This window comes from Glaesserella sp. (assembly GCF_041817755.1).
GTDB lineage: Bacteria > Pseudomonadota > Gammaproteobacteria > Enterobacterales > Pasteurellaceae > Glaesserella.
This window is the reverse complement of sequence record NZ_JBGYBX010000050.1, coordinates 1-3,320: the sequence shown is the minus strand read 5'-3', so window position 1 is coordinate 3,320 and position 3,320 is coordinate 1. Positions and strand designations below refer to the sequence as shown.

Genomic DNA, 3,320 nt, shown 5'->3' with positions numbered 1-3,320 from the left:
TTATTCGGAAAAACCGCTTGCATTAACGGCGGCTGATGCAAAAATCATGTATGAAGCGGCGCAAAAAGCCGGTGTTAAAACCCTTGTCGGCTTTAATTACATCAAAAACCCGACCACTCAACTGGCTCGTGAGATTATTCAACGCGGTGAAATTGGTGAAGTCATTCATTTCTACGGGACTCATAACGAAGACTATTTGGCAAGCTCGAATACGCCGTTAGACTGGCACTGCGTTCGTGAGAAAGCGGGTTTGGGCGCGTTAGGTGATTTAGCCGCTCATATTGTACAAATGTCGCAATATTTAGTGGGTAGCGATATTGAGAAAGTTATCGGCGATATGGAAACCGTGATTAAAGATCGTCCGAATCCGAAAAATCCGGCAGAACGCTTGCCCGTAGAAAATGAAGATCAAGCGACCGCACTTGTGCGCTTTGCCAACGGTTGTATGGGAACCATTGAAACCTCCCGTATCGCTTGCGGGCGTAAAATGGGATTAAGTTATGTTATTACCGGTACCAAAGGCACGATTACTTACACTCAAGAGCGAATGGCGGAGTTAAAACTCTATATTCATGATGAAGATCCGGCGCGTCAGGGATTCAAAACTATTTTGACCGGTCCTTTGCATCCTGATTATAAGAACTTCTGCGTCAGTGCGGGACACGGTATCGGTTTTAATGATCAGAAAACCGTGGAAATTCGCGATTTAGTCAACGGATTGGCAAATAATCAAGATATGTATCCGGATTTTGAAGAAGGATTTAAAGTATCGCGCATACTGGATGCCATTGCCCAATCCTGTGAACAGAAACGTTGGGTTAATGTGAGCGAAATCGCGTAAATTTTATCTCATATAAGCCTGTCGGACAGTTAATCTTTTTTCCTGTGTTTGAAGATTAATCTGTCCGTTTCTTTTTTTACAGATGTCAGTCAACGGATTTATTTCAACATAGATCACAATTTGAAAAAAAATTTCACTTCAAAACACGATCTAATTCACAAATTTTTAACTTCGTCGTTGCTCAGTTATACGCTTAATGTTATACATACATTTAGACAATTTGTTCCAAATTGTTAGATTTTGAAATTTATATTCACAAGTGAATATTTTGTGCAATTGTGCAATATAGTGGTATTTCAGATATATCGTTATTCATTCAACTTTAAAGGAGTAGCATTATGAAGAAAACGCTATTAGCTGTGTTATGCGGTGGTCTGTTATTAACTTCTCAAGCGGTAATGGCAAAAAATATCGTTATCGGCGCCCCGATGGTGGCATTTGCAGATAAATGGCAAACTTATTTGCAAGAATCAAGCCGAGAATTTGATGCAAAACACAATGATGTAGAAATCAAACTGACCGATGCAAATAATGACCCTGCCCGTCAATTAAACGATGTAGAAAACTTCATCGATCAAAAAGTAGATGCATTATTGGTTGTACCGACAGATCCGCAAATCGTTAAAAGAATCGGACGTTTGGCTAAAAAAGCAAATATCCCGCTTATTATCGTAAACCGCAAACCGAATGATGAAGATATGCAATATGTTACCAGCTATGTTGGTTCAGATGAAATCGAAGCTGGCCGTATTCAAGCTAATTACATCGTGAATACTCTGAACGGCAAACCGGCGGAATCACTTGTGTTAATGGGCGTATTGGGCTTAGATGCGACAACAAAACGTACCGAAGGTGCAAAAGAAGTCTTCGGTCGCACTAACAATATTAAAGTGGTTTCCGAACAAGAAGGAAATGGGAACGCGATAGAGGCTTAACTATTGCAGAAAACGTATTGGCAGCCAATAAGAAAATTAATGTTATTGTAAGTAATAACGATGAAATGGCAATTGGTGCAGTGTTGGCAAGCCGCAAACTGGGCGTTAAAGATGAAGACGTGATCATTGTCGGTGTTGACGCTACTCCGGATGCGCTTGAATATTTAGGCAACGGTTTGGATGCGACCGTATTCCAATCAGCACAGGGACAAGGCTATGTCGGTGCGGAAATTGCTTATAAAGTAGCGAAAGGTGAAAAAGTAGAACACTTTAACTGGGTTCCGTTTGAGCTGGTTACGCCGGATATGAAAGAGCAGTATCAAGCAAAATATAAGTAAGACGTTATACGTTTATCAAAGGGCGGATACCCTCGCCCTTTGATAATAGATTTCTGATCTTCTACTTCTAACGAGAGGATATAGCTATGTTAAAAAGAGTATTTATTTTTATGTTGGGTTGCATTCTTGCTCCGACAGTATTCGCTAAACAGATTACCATCGGCGTAACTATGTATAGCTTGGCAGATAAATATCCGACATATTTGCAAGATGCCATGCAGAATTTTGCAAAAGAAAATCCTGATGTAAAACTCAAGTTTGCGGATGCCAGTGGTGATCCGGCCAAAATGTTGAATGATGTAGAAAATTTCATTGATTCAAATGTAGATGCTTTAATTGCGATGCCGACCGATCCGAAGATTATTAAAGCTATCGGCTTAAAAGCGAAAAAAGCAAATATTCCTTTTGTCGTTGTTGCTGTTTTACCTAATGAAGAAGACATGAAATATTTAACCAGCTATATCGGCTCGGAAGAAATCACCAGCGGTGAAATGCAAGGTAAATTTATTGCCGAAGCATTAAACGGAAAACCGGCAAAAGCCATTGTTTTACTTGGGCCTTTAGGGTTGGATGCACAAATTAAACGGACGGAAGGAAATAAAAACATTCTTTCTAAATATCCTGAAATACAAATCGTTGCGGAACAAGAAGCCAAATGGGATCGTGCCAAAGGAATGGAAGTGGCGGAAAATCTCTTCTCCGCGCACAAAGGCATTAATGTCGTTTTGGCTAATAATGACGAAATGGCAATCGGCGCCTTATTGGCGGCTCGTAAAATGGGGTTAAAAGACGAAGATTTGCTTATCGTTGGTATTGACGCTACGCCGGATGCTTTAGAGTATCTCGGTAAAGGGTTAGACGCTACGGTTTATCAATCTGCTTCGGGGCAAGGTCGCCTTAGCGCAGAGACGGCATATAAAGCTGCAATGGGCGAAAAAGTGCCGCTTTATAACTGGATTCCGTTTGAGCTGGTTACGCCTGATAAAAAAGCGCAATATATTAATAAATATAAAGAATAAGAATTTACGACTTGTTTCCTGCAAAGAGTTAAGGAGTTACACATGAATTCAAGTAGTTCCCCTTATATTTTAGAAATGCGGAATGTGTCTAAAACATTCCCGGGGGTAAAAGCGTTGGATGGCATTAACTTAAAAGTTAAACGCGGCACTATTCATGCTCTGATGGGCGAAAACGGTGCGGGCAAAT

General features: G+C 40.5%; 2 protein-coding genes and 1 pseudogene. All 3 read left to right on the top strand.

Annotated features, from left to right (window positions below):
- Positions 1 to 841, top strand: an 841-nt coding sequence (locus ACEYKX_RS07570) for a Gfo/Idh/MocA family protein (protein WP_373780678.1), incomplete at its 5' end; no start/stop codon positions are given.
- Between the two features lie 338 nt (positions 842 to 1,179).
- Positions 1,180 to 2,114 (top strand): annotated as a pseudogene (locus ACEYKX_RS07565) (substrate-binding domain-containing protein).
- Between the two features lie 86 nt (positions 2,115 to 2,200).
- Positions 2,201 to 3,133, top strand: coding sequence for a sugar ABC transporter substrate-binding protein (locus tag ACEYKX_RS07560; protein ID WP_373780677.1), 933 nt, complete (start codon positions 2,201 to 2,203; stop codon positions 3,131 to 3,133).
- The last annotated feature ends 187 nt before the right edge of the window (positions 3,134 to 3,320 follow it).

Bases quoted from the DNA above. Each gene is read 5' to 3' on its own strand.
- ACEYKX_RS07560 (WP_373780677.1), top strand. From the start codon at position 2,201: ATGTTAAAAAGAGTATTTATTTTTATGTTGGGTTGCATTCTTGCTCCG.